Origin of the sequence: Actinoplanes sp. TBRC 11911 (assembly GCF_012933445.1) — a bacterium.
GTDB lineage: Bacteria > Actinomycetota > Actinomycetes > Mycobacteriales > Micromonosporaceae > Actinoplanes.
Window position 1 is genome coordinate 117,604 of record NZ_JABBNC010000029.1, and the last position, 16,253, is coordinate 133,856.

Below are 16,253 nucleotides of genomic sequence, written 5' to 3' on the forward strand. Positions count from 1 at the left end.
GTCGTGCCCCTCGGTTCCGGGCCCCGGGCGACCCGGTAAGTTGCGCCACATGACGGTCGTGCATCCGATCAGCCGTGCCTGGATCACTACGGGCGGGACCGGCGCGCAGAACTACGACGAATTCGCCGACGACTCCGAGATCACCGCGATCATCGCGGACAACCCGCACAGCGCGCTCGCGATCGAGATGCCGCATCTGGCTCCGGAGACGGTCGGCAAGTCGTTCGCCGACTCGTTGCCGGACGCGGTGGCCCGGCTCGCGCTGGAACGGGCCGAGGGCGGTTACCGATCCGCGGAACAGGTCGTGGTGCTCTACCGGATCACCGGCGAGGGCGAACCACCGGCGTACGGGCTGTGGAGCATGGTCGACACCGACCAGATCTCCACCAGCGCCGACGAACCGGGTCTGGTCATCCGCAACGAGGACGTGTTCATCGCCAAGGTGCGCGAACGGGTGGCGCTGGCCGAGGCGATCGGCACGCTGCTCTCGCCGGTGCTGCTGCTGCAGACCGGCAAGGGTGACGAGTTGCACGCCGCGCTGGCCGAGGCGATCGAGGCCGCCGGCGAGCCGGACGCGACCGATGTGGATCAGAGCGGGCGGACACACGCCATCTGGGTCGTCGAGCCGGGCCCGCGGCAGGATTCGCTGACCGGGCTGGCCGGCGCCGGCGAACTGGTGGTGGCCGACGGCAACCACCGCAGCCTGGCCGCGCAGACCGGTGGCCTGCCGCGTTTCCTCGCCGTGGTCACCACGCCCGCGTCGGTCGCCATCCAGCCGTACAATCGCCTGCTCAGCGAACTGCCGATGCCCATCGAGGACGTTCTCGCCCGGTTGCGCGCGGCCGGGGCGACGGTCACCGAGGTGCCGCGCCCCGCGGTCATCCCGGCCAAGGGCACGATCGAGATGTACGCCTCGGGCCGCACCTTCACGCTGGGCCTGCCCGTCGACCCGGCCCTCGACCCGGTGGAGAACCTGGATCACGCGCTGGTCGAGCGGGTGCTGCTGGGCGGGGCACTGGGCCTGGACCCGGGCGACAAGCGGGTCTCCTACATCGGCGGCGACTACCCGGCCGAGTGGCTGCGCGGCGAGGTCGACGCCGGGCGCTCCGAGCTGGCCGTGCTGATCGCGCCGGTGACCGTCGAGGACTTCGTCGCGGTCAACCTGGAACGGCACAAGCTGCCGCGCAAGAGCACCTGGTTCACCCCGAAAGCGCGTGGGGGTCTCGTCCTGGCCCAGCTCGACTGATGCTGAACCCGCAGATCAAGGCCGCCGAGGCGCTCCGGGCGCGGCCGCCGGCGACGATGACCGACCCGGTCGAGCTGCTCGCGTTCGTCCGGCAGGCACAACGCGACGCGGTGGACGCCGAGTGCGGCCCGGCGCTGCCGCTGCCGGTGGTCGTCGATGTGGACGCCGGCGGCGTGCCGTGCCGGCTGTACGCGACCCGGGCGGACGCGCCGGTGTTCGTCCACGTGCACGGCGGCGGCTGGATGTACGGCAGCATCGAGGCGGCCGACCGGGTGAGCCGGCGGATCGCCGACCGGTCCGGGTGCGCGGTGCTGGCGGTGGGCTACCGGCTCGCCCCGGAACACCCGTTCCCGGCCGCCCTGCAGGACGTGGAGACGGTTCTCACGTTCGTCCGCAAGTCGGCCGCCGAGCTGGGGGTGGACGCGTCCCGGCTGGCGATCGGCGGGGACAGCTCGGGCGCTCACCTGGCCACCATCGCGGCGCGCCGGCAGCGCGACGCCGGGACGCCGCTCGACTACCAGGTCCTGATCTATCCGGTGATCGACCCGTTGCTGGCGTCGGAGTCGTTCGACGAGCTCGGGGCGTACGGGCTGACCCGGGAATCGATGCGGGTGGCCTGGGAGACCTTCATCCCGGACCGGGCGCAGCGGCTCACCCCGGACGCGGCGCCGCTGGCCGCCGACCTGACCGGCATGCCGCCCACGCTGATCATCACGGCCGAGTACGACGTGCTGCGGGACGAGGGCGCCGACTACGCGGACGCGTTGCTCAGCGCCGGCGTCCCGGTCGTGCACACGCGTTACATGGGGGTGAATCACGGCTTCGCGCGCAAGCTGGCTGTGATAGACGCCGCCCGGGCCGCGACTGATCAGGTAGCGTCCGCCCTGCGTACCCAGTTGACCTTCTGAAAGACTCTTTGACATGCGCGTTTACCTTGGTTCCGACCATGCCGGCTATGAGCTGAAGATGCACCTCGTCAACCACCTGACGAAGCAGGGGCACGACGTGGTCGACGTGGGCCCGCACGTGTACGACCCGGAGGACGACTACCCCGCCTTCTGCCTGCACACGGGCGCCCGCGTGGTGGCCGACCCGGGCTCGCTGGGCATCGTCATCGGTGGTTCCGGCAACGGCGAGCAGATCGCCGCCAACAAGATCCCCGGCGTGCGTGCGGCGCTGGCCTGGCGGGTCGAGATCGCCCAGCTCGCCCGGCAGCACAACGACGCGAACGTGATCTCGCTGGGCGCCCGCGAGCACACCCTGGACGAGGCGACCTCGTTCGTCGAGGCGTTCCTGGCCACCCCGTTCTCGGGGGATCCGCGGCACGCTCGCCGAATCGGCCAGCTCGCCACGTACGAGCAGTCCCGCGAACTCCCGGACTTGCCCGCCTCCTAGCGCTTGGGGAGCTCTTCTCGCGGCTGCCAGTTGCGGCGAACGATGGGCAGGTTGGTGTCGGCGTCGGCCAGCTGCTCGTCGGTGGGGCGCGCGGCGTCCCGGGCGCGCATCGCCGCGCCCACGCTGACCTGCGAAGAGCCCGAGCCGACCAGGCCGCGGAGCCCGCGCTCGGCCTCGCGGTCGTCGGTACCGCCACCGCCCGCCCCGGCGCCGGACGTCGGGCGGCGCGGCGGCGCCGGCCGCGTCACCGGCGTACCGGCGGGCGTCCCGGCGGTCTCGTCGCCGGGGGCCGGCACGGCGGCCGACGGCGCGGGCGTAGCGGAGGGACGCAGACGGCGTCGACGGCGTTCGGGCTCAGCCATGCCGCCGACGCTACCGCGTGCGGCACTCAGAACCCCTCGATCGGATTCGGTTGCCGATGCCAGCCGAACGCCACCGACGGCAGGTTCCCGGTGAACTGCCGCACCCGCCCGGCCGCCGCCAGCCCGGCCAGCGACGTCCCGCCCAGATAAACCGCGCCGAGCTCGGTGATCGAACAGGCGAAGTCCGGCGGATCCTCGGTGCGGGTGCAGGTGGCCTTCGCCGGCCCGCCGGTCAGCCGCCAGCGCCCGTTGTTCGCCTCGATCAGCGGGTCGGTCACCTCGACGACCACGTCCAGCCCGGTCGCGTACTGCCGGGCCTCCAGCGCCGCGGGCAGGTCGACGATCCGCAGGTAGAGCCCGTCGCCCACCCCGATACCGAGGCGCCGCGGCTCGTCCACCATGTACTGCAGCGGCTCGTCCAGCGCGGCCATGCCGTAGGAGGCGGACCGGGTCAGGTCGATCCCGAGCAGAAAACCCCACAATTGCGCGTACGTCTCCGGATCCGGCGCGACCACCTCGCGTACCTGGACCTCGCCGTTCGGGCCGTGATTGTTCCAGCGCTCCACGACGCGCCACAGCGCATATCCGATCGGGCCGTCCGGGCCGTCCGCGATCACGGCGTGCGTCTCGGTGGCGCCGTCGCGCCGCGACTCCGGGTCGGCGAGCAGATAGCGCCACCAGTACTCGGGGCGGCTCGACCAGCCGACCCGCTCGGCCCGCTGACTCTCGTGCACCCGTTTCAGGTCGTCCAGCGCCGCCATTGGCGCGGAAACGCGCAGCCGGGCGGACGGCGGCCCGGGCGGGGTCAGCCGGACCTCGCGTGTCATCACGTCGAACCGCAGACGAAGATTCGCCAGACCGTAGCCGAACCGTGGGTAGATCTTGGTCTCGCTCGCCCAGAGCACCGCGATCGGCTCCCGGCCGGCCGCCGCGATCTCGCTGAGCTGGCGGCGCATCATCGCGGTCAGGATGCCGCGGCGGCGGTGCGTCGGGGCCACGCCCACGCCGGTGACATGCGCGGCCGCGATGATCGCTCCCGGTACCGTCATGTCCCGGGTCTGGGCCGTCGCGTGCGCCACGACCAGCCCGTCGTCGTCCGCGACCAGCGAACGCGACACCTCGGTGATCGCCTTCTCGAGGGCGTGGAGCTCCTCGTTCGCCGGGTCGTGGAAGACGAACCCGACGAGGTCCGCGATGGCGTCCAGGTCGGTGTCCACGGCCGGGCGCAACGATACGGATTCGTCCATGGAGTCTGTGTAGCGGACTCGGGCCGAGACGGCGAACGATTTGTCGGCTCGCTACTCTCGATGGCGGGGCCGGGTCGTCCAACCGGGAGGGGACCGAAATGCCGGAGCAACCGCAGTGGTCGGAGCGGACGCTCGACATGCCACCGCAGGATCCATGGGCGGAACACCCGACCGCACCAGCGCCTGCCGCGCCGCCGGTCAACGCGCCGCCGCCGTTCCACACCACGCCGTTCGACACCGCACCGCCGCCGCCCACGGGCGCGCCGCAGCCGACTGCCTTCGGTGGCGCGCAGCCGACGGCCTTCGGCGGTCCGCAGCCGACGCCGGAAACCAGGCCGTTCGCCGGCCCGCCACCCGCGGCGTACTCGCCGTACAGCCAGGGCCGCGCCCAGGTGAGCGCCCGCGGTCCCGCCGCCGAGCACGAGCCGACCGGCACCGGCTGGCCGGGCGCCGAGCCGCTCGCCCCGAGCGGCATGAGCTGGCGCTGGAGCGAGTTGCGCCGCGGCGGCGAGTGGACCACCGCCGCGCTGCTGTTCGCCTTCGTCTGCTGGGGCATCTGGGCGCTCTCCGAGGGCGGTTCCCTCGGCACGCCGTTCATCATCTTCGTGGTCAGCCTGATCGTCGCGGCCGGCGTCTTCTGCCTGGCCCGCGTCGTCGGCTACTACGTGCTGGAGCGGGGCATGGGCCGGGCCCGCCACACGGCCCGCGGCTCGCACCTGGTGACCGCCCTGTTCCTGGCCGGCGTCGGCATCGCCCACCTGCAGAACACCGGCTGGGTGGTCGACGCCTGGAACTGGGTCGCGAACACGCTGTAAAACGGCCTCGCTCCGCTCGGCGAAAATCTTGGTTACGTGCTGGGTCAATCGTCTTTTTTGCGTGGCCAGAGCGCGAAGACGATCATCCCGATGCCTATCACGATCAGTAGCGCCCACAGCACCGTCGCGTTCACGCGCGGAGACTAGCGGCTGGAAGCGGGCCGGCCCACCCCCCGTTCGTGCTGGGCCGGCCCGTCATCTCATTGGGAGAAGGACTTGCCGGTCTCGAGCAGGGTCTTGAGGTCGCTGAGGATCCACTGCCAGCCGCCGCCCGCGCCGCCGTCGTCGGTGCCGGCGACCATCGCGGCCGTGGCCGGCGCGTCGGTCAGCTGGTGCGTGACGGTGAGCCGGCAGACGCCAGGCTGGGTCTTCGCGTCGTCGATCTCGTAGGTCAGCGTGGTGAACGGCTCGGCCGCCGTGGTCGGGTCCATCAGCATCCGCCAGGTCTGCACCAGGCGCCGCGGCGGATCCGACTCCAGCACCTCGCCGTCGATGATCGTGTCCGGCACCTCGAACCCGTTCGCCGCCGCGTACTCCTTCATCTCCTTGGTCGCGGTCGAGTAGTACGAACCGCCCTGCCGGAGGTCGAAGTACGCGGGGGCGGAGTACGCGTACCTCGTCGTCCACTCCGGGTCGGTGATCGCTTCCCAGATCCGCTCCGGGCTCGCCTTGATCCAGACCCGGTAGACCTGGGTGGTGGCGGCGGTCGTTTCGATGGTCATGATGGCTCTTCCCTCTCCAGCGTGTTCTTGAGATCGACGAGCGCCGTGATGTGGTGCTCGGTGTACTTGTCGATCCATCGGTCGTGGATCAGCCGGATCGGTACGGGATTGAGGAAGTGCAGCTTCTCCCGCCCGGAACGGCGCGTGACGACGAGCCCGGCCTCCTCCAGCACCCGCAGGTGCTTCGCGACGCCGAACCGCGTCATCTCCAGCTCGGACTCCAGCTCGGTGAGCGTGCGGCCGTCACGCGCGAAGAGCAGATCGAGAAGGAACCGGCGGCTCGGATCCGCCAGCGCCTTGAAGACTCGATCGTCGTCGTCCGTCATGACGCCAAGTTATGAGACCAATTGGTCACATGTCAAGGCCGAAACTTCCCGACCGTACGGGGAAGGGGGTTGGGGTCAAGGCCGGGGCACAACGCAGGGCCGCCACCCTGCGTTGTGCCGTCTCCACCGACAGAGTGCCGGGAGTTCGGGCGAAACCGGACGTCAAAGTAGCGCCACATGTCGATGTTCGTCTATTAGCGGCATCTTAAATCTGACTCGCTGGCTAAGAACGGTCACGTACGGCAATATGAACCCATGGCGCCGCCCGAGGAACGGCCCGAGAGCGACCTGCCGCCACCGGCCGGGCCGTCCACCACGTTGCCGCCTGTGCCGACTCACCCCACCGCGACCGGCACCCGCCGCCCGTACACCCGGATCCGCGCCGCCTGGGTGGGCGTCTGGGCCGGTCTCCTCGCGATCATCCTGCTGATCATTTTCGTCGCGCAGAACACCGCGAAGGTCGACATCCACTTCCTGTGGATGGACGGGCGCATCCCGGTCGCTCTCGCTCTGCTCATCGCTGGGGTGGGCGGGGCCATCATCGCGCTCGCCGTGTCCGCGGCCCGGATGATTCAGATGCGCCGCCACCTACGCCGCGACAGCTGATCCGTCGAACCTTTCGCGGCCCGGAGCCGTGTCACCTGGCGTGCCCGACTCCACCGCCACGGCTGCACCCGCACGCGCCGACCCGACGGAAAGGCACCCACCGCCCCGGATCGCCGGCCTGGACGGTTTGCGCGGGCTCTGCGCCCTGTACGTGATGATGTTCCACGTCTGGGCCTTCACCTACCGCGGTTTTCCGCGCACGCGCAGCCCGCACTGGCTCTACTGGCTCGGCTACGGCCGGCTGGCGGTCGTGCTGTTCCTGATCCTCTCCGGCTTCTCGCTGGCGTACGCGGCGGCCGCCCGCGGCTGGCGTCTCGGCTCGATCCGCGAATTCGCCCGCCGCCGCGCCTGGCGGATCCTGCCGGCCTACTGGGCCGCGCTCGCGTTCAGCCTGGCCGTCGCTTGGCTGGTGGTGAAGCAGCCACACTCGGCCCCGCCGACGCGGGAGTCCGTCGTCGTGTACGGCCTGCTGCTGCAGGACCTGATCAGCGCCCCCACGCCCAACGGTGCGTTCTGGTCGATCGGCGTCGAGGCGCTGCTCTACCTGCTTTTCCCGCTGCTGATCGCGATCACCCGCCGGGTCGGCGTGTGGGCGATGCTGGCCTACGCGACCGTCCCGGTGCTGCTGGTCGCCGTGATCATCTTCAACGGCGCACCCCCGGAAGGCGACTATCGGCTCGCGCCGCACCTGCTGCCGGTCTTCGCGGCCGGGATCGCCGCCGCCGGAATCGCGACCGCCACCGAACGGATCCGTCGCCTCCCGTGGTTCGCGTTCGCGCTGGCCGCGTCCGTCCCGGCGATCGCGCTGCTGCTCCACCAGGGCGCCCGCTGGACCGTCAACCACTACTTCTGGGTCGACCTGGCCGTCACCCCTTCCCTGACCCTGCTGGTCGTGGCCTTGGCGACGGCCCGCCCCGCGCCCCTGGTCCGGCTTCTGGAGACCCGGCCATTGGCCCGGCTGGGCGCGTGCTCGTACAGCATGTACCTGACCCACGTGCCGATCGTGTTCGCCATCAGCGAGCGCGTCTTCGTGCCGGCGTTCGGCCACGGCTCCCGCGCCTTCGCCGCCACGACGGTCGTCGCCGGCACCGCGTCGCTGCTCGCCGCGTGCCTCTTCGCCAGGCTGTTCGAGCTCCCGTTCCAGAGACACCGCTCGTGGTCCGCCCTCCGGTACGGCCGCAAAGTGTCTGACGGTTCACGCATGCTCCGCGCGGCGAAGCCGTAGCGCAGTGGTCGTCGTGCCGAGCCCCATCCGCAGGCCCCATCCGCTTTTGGCCGTGCCCCCAATGCGCAGGCCCATCCGGTTTTGGCCGTGCTCCCCATCCGCAGGCCCACCCGGTTTTGGCCGTGCTCCCCATGCGCAGGCTCGTCCGTTTTGGCCGTGCTCCCCATCCGCAGGCCCATCCGGTTGAAGCGCTCCCACCGCACCGCGGGGTCTGGGGGCTCGGCCCCCAGGCGGAATGGCGGAACGCAGGCGTCGGTGCACCCCGCCGACACACTCCACCCCAAGTGGAGCGGGCGACGAGAATCGAACTCGCGTAATCAGTTTGGAAGACTGAGGCTCTACCATTGAGCTACGCCCGCGAGCCCCGCTTGCGCGGGGACGCCTGGACATCGTACTGAATCATGTCCCGCCCGCGCGAACCGGATTCCCCACCAGGTGACTCCAGCGCGCACACGCGGAAGCGGACCGCATACACTGGCCGTCGCCACGGGGTGTGGCGCAGCTTGGTAGCGCACTCGCTTTGGGAGCGAGGGGCCGTGGGTTCAAATCCCGCCACCCCGACTGACATCATCTATCCGCAGCAACAAGGAGTACGCCTGTGAAGAGCACCGTCGAGACTCTGAGCCCGACCAGGGTGAAGCTCGCCATCGAGGTGCCGTTCGACGAGCTCAAGCCGAGCCTGCAGAAGGCGTACCGGGAGATCGGCGCGCAGGTGCAGGTGCCGGGCTTCCGTCGCGGCAAGATCCCGGCAGCGGTCATCGACCAGCGTGTCGGGCGTGGCGCGGTCCTGAACGAGGCCGTGCAGGAGGCGATCCCGGAGCAGATCCTCGCCGCGGTCCGTGAGCACGACGTGAAGACGCTGGGCCGTCCCGAGGTGGAGATCACCGAGTTCGGCGACAACGAGCCGCTGCGGTTCACCGCCGAGGTCGACGTCCGGCCCGAGATCACGATCCCGGATCTCTCCAGCGTCTCGGTCACGGTCCCGGCGATCGAGATCAGCGACGCCGACATCGACGAGCAGATCAACGGCCTGCGCGAGCGTTTCGCCACCCTGAAGACCGTCGAGCGGCCCGCCGCCGAGGGCGACTACGTGCAGCTCGACCTGCGCGCCACCGTCGACGGCGAGGAGGTGCCGGGCGGCTCGGCCACCAACATCTCGCACGAGGTCGGCAGCAAGCAGCTGCTCCCGGGTCTCGACGAGGTGCTGGTCGGGATGAGCGCCGAGGAGACCAAGGAGTTCACCACCCAGCTCGTCGGCGGTGACTTCGCCGGCCGCGACGCCGACGTGTCGGTGACCGTGCGCAGCGTCAAGGACAAGCAGCTGCCCGAGGTCGACGACGAGTTCGCCCAGCTGGCGAGCGAGTTCGACACGATCGACGAGCTGCGTGCCGACCTGAGCGAGCGGCTCACCCGGGTGAAGAAGGTCGAGCAGATCTACGCGGCCCGCGACGAGGCGCTCAAGGAGCTGGTCGAGGCGGCGAACATCCCGGCGCCCGAGGGCGTCGTCAAGGACGAGGTCGACGGCCGTAAGCAGGCCATGACCGACCAGCTGGAGCGCATCGGCGCCACCCTCGCCGACTACCTGACCTCGGAGGAGAAGACCGAGGAGCAGATCGACGAGGAGCTGACCCAGGCGGCCCAGGAGGGCGTCCGGATCCAGTTGCTGCTCGACACCATCGCCGACGCGGAGGACGTGCAGGTCTCCGACGACGAGTTCGGTCACGAGATCGTGCACCGCGCGCAGCACGCCAACATGCAGCCCCAGCAGTATTACGACCAGCTGGTCCAGTCGGGCACCGCGGCCGCCGTGTTCGGCGACGTACGCCGCGGCAAGGCCCTCGCCTCGGTGATGGACCAGGTCACGATGAAGGACTCGGACGGCAACGTCCTCAACCTGGAGGACCTGCGGGCCGCCAGCGAGGCCGAGCAGCCGGGCCACCCGCACCCGTGATCATCGGTCGCAGGCCGCCGCGTTGCGCGGCGGCCTGCGACTTCGTAAAGACCCGTGCGCTGTCAGCGAACACCTGCCCGAGCGGGAAGCTGATGCGCATTCGACCGGTTAGGTTGGTCGTACGACGGACAACCTGCCGGCCGGAGCTCGGCCGACACAGTCAGCTGTGAAGGGCTGCCATGACTGATCTTCATATCCCCGCGAGCCCCGTGCTGCGGAGTGACTCCCTCAGTGGCAACCTCGACGACTCGGTCTTCAACCGCCTGCTGCGCGAGCGGATCATCTTCCTCGGCAGCGAGGTGACCGACGCGGTCGCCAACCGCATCTGCGCGCAGCTGCTGCTGCTTTCCGCCGAGGACCCGGAGCGGGACATCAACCTCTGGATCAACTCGCCGGGCGGTTCGGTCTATTCGGGCATGGCGATCTACGACACCATGCAGTTCATCGACAACGACGTCTCGACCGTCGCGATGGGCATGGCCGCGTCGATGGGGCAGTTCCTGCTCTGCGCCGGCGCCCCCGGCAAGCGTTACGCGCTGCCGCACGCGCGGGTCATGATGCACCAGCCGTCCGGTGGCATGGGCGGTACGGCCGCCGACATCGCCATCCAGGCCGAGCAGATGCTCTACACCAAGCGCATGTTCCAGGAGCGGATCGCGTACCACACCGGTCAGACCCAGGAGCAGATCGAGATCGACTTCGACCGGGACCGCTGGTTCACGGCCACCGAGGCCAAGGACTATGGCTTCATCGACAAGGTGATCACTGGAGCCACTGAGGTGCCTGAGGGCGCCGGAACGCTGAACTGAGGAGCGAAAAAATGACCGACCTGACCATGCCTCCCGGGTTCGCTCCGGTGCATAACCGTTACGTGCTGCCGTCCTTCATCGAGCGTTCGTCGAACGGGATGATGAAGGAGACGAACCCGTACAACAAGATGTTCGAGGACCGGATCATCTTCCTCGGCGTCCAGGTGGACGACGCGTCGGCCAACGACGTGATGGCCCAGCTGCTGACGCTGGAGAGCTCCGACCCGGACCGCGACATCACGATGTACATCAACTCCCCGGGTGGTTCGTTCACGGCGATGACGGCCATCTACGACACCATGCAGTACGTCCGGCCGGACATCTCGACGGTCTGCCTCGGGCAGGCCGCCAGCGCCGCCGCCGTGCTGCTCGCCGGTGGCACGCCCGGCAAGCGCCTCGCCCTGCCGCACTCTCGGGTCCTGATCCACCAGCCGGCCACCGAGGGCGGCTACGGGCAGGGCTCGGACATCGAGATCCAGGCGCGTGAGATCCTCCGGATGCGCACGCAGCTGGAGGAGATGATCGCGCGGCACTCCGGCCAGGCGGTCGACAAGGTCCGCAAGGACATCGACCGTGACAAGATCATGACGGCCGAGGAAGCCAAGGAGTACGGCATCGTCGACACCGTTCTGGTCAGCCGGAAGAAGACGCTGACCGCGGTCGGCTCCGGCAACTGAAAGCACTCCGTCAGGGGGCCGGCCGGGGCACGTTAGACTGGCCGACCCCTGACACGCCCGTTTTGGGGGGTCGGAGAACAGCCCCTTTGCGGGTAACGTCGAGCATGCAGCCTCAGTTACGCGGTTCGGCAGACGATGAGATGGCAACGAGGCGCTTAGTCCTCGGTCCAGGTGTCGGCGCGAGCCGGCGTTGAGCTCAAGGAGAACGTAGGTGGCACGGATCGGCGACGGCGGCGACCTACTGAAGTGCTCCTTCTGTGGGAAGTCGCAGAAGCAGGTCAAAAAGCTCATCGCGGGACCGGGTGTCTACATCTGCGACGAGTGCATTGACCTCTGCAACGAGATCATCGAAGAGGAGCTGGCCGAGACCGGCGAGGTGAAGTGGGAAGAGCTTCCCAAGCCGATGGAGATCTGCCAGTTCCTGGACCAGTACGTGGTGGGCCAGGAGCAGGCGAAGAAGGCACTCTCGGTCGCGGTCTACAACCACTACAAGCGCATCCAGGCCGAGTCGGCCGGCGCGCCCGGCGCGGGCAGCGACGTCGAGGTGGCCAAGTCCAACATCATGCTCATCGGCCCCACGGGCTGCGGTAAGACACACCTGGCGCAGACCTTGGCCCGCATGCTGAACGTGCCGTTCGCGATCGCGGACGCCACGGCGCTGACCGAGGCGGGCTACGTCGGTGAGGACGTGGAGAACATTCTCCTCAAGCTCATCCAGGCCGCCGACTACGACGTGAAGCGCGCCGAGCAGGGCATCATCTATATCGACGAGGTCGACAAGATCGCCCGCAAGAGCGAAAACCCGTCGATCACCCGCGACGTCTCCGGTGAGGGCGTCCAGCAGGCCCTCCTCAAGATCCTCGAGGGCACGGTGGCGAACGTTCCGCCCCAGGGCGGCCGCAAGCACCCGCACCAGGAGTTCATCCAGATCGACACGACGAACGTCCTGTTCATCGTGGGCGGCGCCTTCGCCGGCCTGGACCGCATCATCGAGTCCCGCGTCGGCCACGGCGGCGTCGGCTTCGGCGCCCACCTCCGCTCGATCTCGGAGCGCAACACCGACGACATCTTCAGCAAGGTCATGCCCGAGGACATGCTGAAGTTCGGCCTGATCCCCGAGTTCATCGGCCGCCTCCCGGTCATCACCACGGTCCGCAACCTGGACCGCGAGGCCCTGATCAAAATCCTGACCGAGCCCCGCAACGCGTACGTGAAGCAGTACCAACGCCTGTTCGAGCTGGACGGCGTGGAGCTCGAGTTCGACTACGGCGCCCTGGAGGCCATCGCCGACCAGGCCATGCTCCGCGGCACCGGCGCCCGAGGACTGCGCGCCATCATGGAAGAGGTGTTGCTCTCCGTGATGTACGAGGTCCCCAGCAACCCGGACGCCGCCCGCGTGGTCATCACCCGCGAGGTCGTCCTCGAAAACGTGAACCCCACGATCGTCCCCCGCGAGTTCGTCGGCCGCCGCCGCCGCGAGCGCGAGGAAAAGAGCGCCTGAGCGCCCCGTAAGAGCGAAACCCCGCCGCCGCCCACTCTTGGACGGCGGCGTTCGCTTTTCCCCGCGTACGCGGCAGCAGCCACCCCAAAAGCACCACGCCACCCCCGCCCCACACACCGGCGCCGCGACCACTCGCGCTCCGCGGTGCCGTTCCGGCCGGTTCACCACTCAAGCCGGCCGGTAGCACCGGGCCGTCGTTGTCGGGCTTGGCGTCGGGCGGGCGGGGAGCTTGCAAACTGGGCACTCCGCGGTGCCGTTTCAGACTGGTTCACAGCATGCCGGTCAGACTTGTTGACAGCATGCCGGCCGTCCTGGTCGGAGCCAAGCTGGGCCGGACGCGACGAGCCCGACCGGTCACGCGGTTTGCCGACCGCCTCGTCTTGGCAATCCCGTTTCCTTCCGCTCGGCCATGTCATGCCCCGGCCTGCCAAGATCAAAAGTATGCCGGGCCAGCGGATCGTTCAGGTCCCAGGGGCGACCTCTAAACGAGTAAGTTGTGACCGCGGTTGATGGTCGAGCTGGACATGCCCGACGATATGCGGTGCGGATCGTGGCCGCGGCTGCCGCCGTCGTGGGTCATCGGCGACCTGGTTACGGGTTGTCGCTGCCACTGCCCGGACACCGTTGGGGAAGCCTCCGCCTTTCCGGCCCTCTTCGCGGCCGTTCCCGGTGCGGCGCGGCCGTTCCGCGAACGAGCGTTCGTTTTAGCAGCGAGCCGGCTCTCCGGTACGCGCCATCCACCCCGCGCCCCGTATCCGGTGCCATCCCGCGCGCGCCTCGTATCCGGTGCCTTCGCGCGCGCCTCTGGTATTCGGTGCCTTCGCGCGCCTCTGGTATTCGGTGCCTTCGCGCGCCTCTGGTATTCGGTGCCTTCGCGCCCGCGTGCCGTATCCCCGTCGCCGTGCGAGGCTGCACATTCGCCGGCGACACCATATACACCATTTCGCCCGCTTCGGCCGCTGTCATGTCGACGCCGGCCGGGTGCGCGGGAGCGGTTTTCGAGACCTTGGAGAGTTAGGGTTCGTATATGGGCATAACTCTCCAAGGTCTCGAAATCACCCGACCTGCAGCTCGCCCAAAAGCCACTAACATGGATAAAACTATTGTCCTATTCGGACGCTGGTCCCGGCATGTGGGCGTCCTCGACCGCATGGTGAGAGCACGGCCGCACGCGGGCGCCGTCCCGTCAACTCACCCGCGACTTCGGAAAGCGCGGCGAGTTTTATCTGCATTTATCGGATATCGGGCGCCACTGCTGCCGGGACCTTCGGCACTACTGCCGGTCTCTTCGGCACTACTGCCGGTCTCTTCGGCAGTCCTGCCGGCCTCTCCGGTAGCCACGCGAACGCCTGGGCTTGGTCGCGATCATGGTGCGGCCCGCTGTTAAAGGACACGAGATGATCGGGGTGGTGCGGTCATCGGCTTTAGGGCTGGTCGAACGCCTGTCGACTGGATCGAGCTGTTGCCAGGCGTGGCCAGTTAGGGCGCTGCCCGACATGGCAGCCAGTGAGCGTGTGTCGGCCGGGTGATGCAGGATCGCACTCGCACTCTGCCGATCGCCGGGCGGGCGCGTTGTCGAGGTCGCCGCTAGGAAAGCCGCCGACTCGGCCGGAACGGGCGGACGGCCCGGGGTTGCCGAGAGCTGGCCTGCGGGGCCCGGTTCTTTTGCCGTCGCGTACATCTGGGAATTTGTCTTTGAGATTGACGGCCGCCGTGCGAAAAACTGTGGGTATGCGTGTTGCCGTGTGTCAGCTGAATTCGCGTGAGGATCGGGACGAGAACCTTCGGGTGGCTCGTGAGCTGCTGGAACGCGCCGCCGATGCGGGGGCGAGGCTGGCGGTGCTGCCGGAGTATGTCGACTATCTCGGGCCGGGCAAGACCGCGCCGGAACCGGAAACCGACGACGGGGAATTTGCGCGATCATTTTCGGCCGCGGCTCGGGAGTTGGGGATGTGGGTGCATGCCGGGTCGTTTCATGAGGCCGGGCCGGATGAGTCGCGGACGTACAACACTTCGCTGATCTTCGATCCGGCGGGGGAGTTGGTGGCGCGCTATCGGAAGATCCATCTGTACGACGTGGAGATTCCGGGGCGGGTCTCGTACCAGGAGTCGAAGTCGGTGGCGCCGGGGTCGTCGACCGTTGTCACGGCGATCGATGGGGTGCCGACGGGGCTGTCGATCTGTTACGACCTGCGGTTTCCGGAGCTTTATCGGCGGCTGGCCGTGGAGGGGGCCGCGCGGGTGCTCGTGGTGCCGGCCGCGTTCATGATGCACACCGGGCGGGATCATTGGGAGGTTCTGCTGCGGGCGCGGGCGATCGAGAATCAGTGCTATGTGGTTGCCGCGGGGCAAATCGGAAATCACGCGCCCGGCCGTACGTGTTTTGGCCGCAGCATGATCGTGGATCCGTGGGGGACCGTGCTCGCTCAGGCGCCGGACACGATCGGGATCGTGACCGCGGACCTGGATCTGGATCGTCTCGAGCTCATCCGCTCCGAGTTGCCGAGCCTGGCCAACCGCCGGCTGTGACGCCTGTATGGCGGATCACAGCAACTGCACCAGATAGCCCACGACGGCCAGGCCGACGACCGCGCCGCCGGTGATCAGCAGGGCGCCGCCCATCCGAGTGGGGCCCCTCATGAGCAGGCGGTGCACCGACAGCACGAGCGTGACCAGCACAAGCGCGCCGATCAGCAACTGCCCGATCGGCAGCACCATGTCGAGCAGCACGTCGGCCGCCAGCGTCCGGGAGGAAGCCATGCTCCCACTCTGTCATGGCCGCCGTGGCAACCGGTGACCATGGCTTTCGGCTTGGGGTGGGGGTCGATTTGCATCCCCGTACGTGGTCGCGTAACTTTCTCTCTGCCCGAGGGAAACCCGGACGGAGCGGCACGAAAGTGACGAACCGACGGGGGTTCGGAGGGCCGCCGAGGCAAGCGCTACGCTTGACGACGCGCCGGGCGATGCGGCGGAGTCAACGGGAAACCGGGGATTGCGCCAGCGAGATCGACCGGGTAGAGTTACACAGCCGGGCAGGAGCCGGACGCACCGCTAAGCGGTCGTTGGCCGGTCTGCTGGGCCACCTCCACGACATACCCGCTTAGCGGCGGGTGCGCCATGTGGAAAACATTCGGGCGGTGCCGCAAGATCTAGGATCTTGTCTTGGCGAAGCCGACCGGGTAATTTGGAACGGTTGCCCCGAGAGCGGGTCCCTTGGATGGGGTTCGAGTTTCGGTGTGTGGTTGTTCTTTGAGAACTCAACAGGGTGCTTTGTAAAGCCAGTGCCAATTGTTTTTTACCCCGGGCCGGTTTTATTCCGGCTTGGATTCCTTTGGCAAATGTTTATTGTTTGCCGGGACGCTTTTCTGACA

16 protein-coding genes and 2 tRNA genes are annotated in these 16,253 nt (G+C 68.6%); 12 read left to right on the forward strand and 6 right to left on the reverse strand.

The genetic code is table 11. The features are described from left to right. The first annotated feature begins 49 nt into the window (after positions 1 to 49). Genes HH310_RS31190 through HH310_RS31200 form a run of 3 tightly spaced genes read left to right on the forward strand, consistent with a single transcriptional unit; the run spans position 50 to position 2,641 of the window. Entirely contained in the window at positions 50 to 1,246 is a 1,197-nt protein-coding gene (locus HH310_RS31190; protein WP_169179279.1) for a DUF1015 family protein, read from the forward strand. Next, positions 1,246 to 2,154 carry an alpha/beta hydrolase gene (locus HH310_RS31195; protein ID WP_169179280.1) on the forward strand — a complete coding sequence of 303 codons (909 nt, stop codon included), beginning with the start codon at positions 1,246 to 1,248 and terminating at the stop codon, positions 2,152 to 2,154. Before HH310_RS31190 ends, HH310_RS31195 begins: the two co-directional genes overlap by 1 nt. A 13-nt stretch (positions 2,155 to 2,167) precedes the next feature. Beyond that, entirely contained in the window at positions 2,168 to 2,641 is a 474-nt protein-coding gene (locus HH310_RS31200) for a ribose-5-phosphate isomerase (RefSeq protein WP_169179281.1), read from the forward strand. Here the strand turns inward: HH310_RS31200 and HH310_RS31205 are convergent. Further along, entirely contained in the window at positions 2,638 to 3,003 is a 366-nt protein-coding gene (locus HH310_RS31205; RefSeq protein WP_169179282.1) for a hypothetical protein, read from the reverse strand. The genes HH310_RS31200 and HH310_RS31205 overlap by 4 nt on opposite strands. A gap of 26 nt (positions 3,004 to 3,029) precedes the next feature. Beyond that, positions 3,030 to 4,250, reverse strand: coding sequence for a GNAT family N-acetyltransferase (locus tag HH310_RS31210; RefSeq protein WP_169179283.1), 1,221 nt, complete (start codon positions 4,248 to 4,250; stop codon positions 3,030 to 3,032). Positions 4,251 to 4,348: 98 nt separating this feature from the next. Between HH310_RS31210 and HH310_RS31215 the strand changes: the two genes are divergently transcribed. Beyond that, entirely contained in the window at positions 4,349 to 5,065 is a 717-nt protein-coding gene (locus HH310_RS31215; protein ID WP_169179284.1) for a DNA-directed RNA polymerase II, read from the forward strand. A gap of 200 nt (positions 5,066 to 5,265) precedes the next feature. Here HH310_RS31215 and HH310_RS31220 read toward each other — a convergent pair whose 3' ends face one another. Further along, complete coding sequence (locus HH310_RS31220) at positions 5,266 to 5,787, reverse strand: SRPBCC domain-containing protein (RefSeq protein WP_169179285.1); 522 nt, start codon at positions 5,785 to 5,787, stop codon at positions 5,266 to 5,268. Next, a complete protein-coding gene (locus HH310_RS31225) occupies positions 5,784 to 6,113 on the reverse strand; it encodes a helix-turn-helix transcriptional regulator (protein WP_169179286.1) in 330 nt (109 codons plus the stop codon). Before HH310_RS31225 ends, HH310_RS31220 begins: the two co-directional genes overlap by 4 nt. A 255-nt stretch (positions 6,114 to 6,368) precedes the next feature. Between HH310_RS31225 and HH310_RS31230 the strand changes: the two genes are divergently transcribed. Continuing rightward, entirely contained in the window at positions 6,369 to 6,719 is a 351-nt protein-coding gene (locus tag HH310_RS31230) for a lipopolysaccharide assembly LapA domain-containing protein (RefSeq protein WP_169179287.1), read from the forward strand. 40 nt (positions 6,720 to 6,759) lie between these two features. After that, positions 6,760 to 7,944 (forward strand): acyltransferase, encoded by a 1,185-nt coding sequence (locus HH310_RS31235; protein ID WP_211192813.1) that lies wholly within the window; start codon positions 6,760 to 6,762, stop codon positions 7,942 to 7,944. A gap of 285 nt (positions 7,945 to 8,229) precedes the next feature. Here HH310_RS31235 and HH310_RS31240 read toward each other — a convergent pair. Further along, positions 8,230 to 8,303 (reverse strand) — tRNA-Gly (locus HH310_RS31240). Positions 8,304 to 8,431: 128 nt separating this feature from the next. On the opposite strand from HH310_RS31240, the gene HH310_RS31245 reads away from it, so the two are divergent. The 6 genes from HH310_RS31245 (at position 8,432) to HH310_RS31270 (ending at position 15,411) form a co-directional block, all read left to right on the forward strand. After that, positions 8,432 to 8,505: transfer RNA gene (locus tag HH310_RS31245), tRNA-Pro, on the forward strand. 37 nt (positions 8,506 to 8,542) lie between these two features. Then, positions 8,543 to 9,895, forward strand: coding sequence for a trigger factor (gene tig, locus HH310_RS31250; protein ID WP_169179288.1), 1,353 nt, complete (start codon positions 8,543 to 8,545; stop codon positions 9,893 to 9,895). 179 nt (positions 9,896 to 10,074) lie between these two features. Next, the gene (locus HH310_RS31255; RefSeq protein WP_169179289.1) at positions 10,075 to 10,704 is read left to right on the forward strand and encodes an ATP-dependent Clp protease proteolytic subunit; all 630 of its coding nucleotides are present in this window, start codon (positions 10,075 to 10,077) and stop codon (positions 10,702 to 10,704) included. 11 nt (positions 10,705 to 10,715) lie between these two features. After that, the gene (locus HH310_RS31260) at positions 10,716 to 11,381 is read left to right on the forward strand and encodes an ATP-dependent Clp protease proteolytic subunit (RefSeq protein ID WP_169179290.1); all 666 of its coding nucleotides are present in this window, start codon (positions 10,716 to 10,718) and stop codon (positions 11,379 to 11,381) included. Positions 11,382 to 11,592: 211 nt separating this feature from the next. Beyond that, the gene (gene clpX, locus HH310_RS31265) at positions 11,593 to 12,882 is read left to right on the forward strand and encodes an ATP-dependent Clp protease ATP-binding subunit ClpX (RefSeq protein WP_169179291.1); all 1,290 of its coding nucleotides are present in this window, start codon (positions 11,593 to 11,595) and stop codon (positions 12,880 to 12,882) included. Between the two features lie 1,731 nt (positions 12,883 to 14,613). Beyond that, positions 14,614 to 15,411 carry a carbon-nitrogen hydrolase family protein gene (locus HH310_RS31270; protein ID WP_169179292.1) on the forward strand — a complete coding sequence of 266 codons (798 nt, stop codon included), beginning with the start codon at positions 14,614 to 14,616 and terminating at the stop codon, positions 15,409 to 15,411. Between the two features lie 15 nt (positions 15,412 to 15,426). Here HH310_RS31270 and HH310_RS31275 read toward each other — a convergent pair whose 3' ends face one another. Continuing rightward, the gene (locus HH310_RS31275) at positions 15,427 to 15,642 is read right to left on the reverse strand and encodes a hypothetical protein (protein ID WP_169179293.1); all 216 of its coding nucleotides are present in this window, start codon (positions 15,640 to 15,642) and stop codon (positions 15,427 to 15,429) included. Positions 15,643 to 16,253: the final 611 nt, after the last annotated feature.